1 protein-coding gene is annotated in these 243 nt (G+C 64.2%); it reads right to left on the reverse strand.

The features are described from left to right. The coding region (locus ACM9LZ_RS26145) for an MBG domain-containing protein (RefSeq protein ID WP_416622422.1) at window positions 1-243 on the reverse strand (243 nt) is incomplete at both ends.

The following is a 243-nucleotide window of genomic DNA, read 5'->3' on the forward strand; positions in this document are numbered from 1 at the left end:
CATAGGTGATCGAATAGTTCGACAGGCCCGTGCCGGACGCATCGGCCGCACTTATCGTGTAGCTGCCCACACTCGCCGCCGTACCGCTGCCGGTGGAGGTCAGGCTGACGCTGCTGATGCTGTCACTGTTCACCAGGCCGCTGCTGGTGAAGCCGGTCAGGTTGGCGCTGCCGCCATAGGTCTTGGTCGCTCCCGACGCCGTGATCGTCAGCGACGCCGGGTTCACTGTCAGGGTACCGTCAA

The organism is Niveispirillum fermenti (genome assembly GCF_048066175.1).
GTDB lineage: Bacteria > Pseudomonadota > Alphaproteobacteria > Azospirillales > Azospirillaceae > Niveispirillum > Niveispirillum fermenti.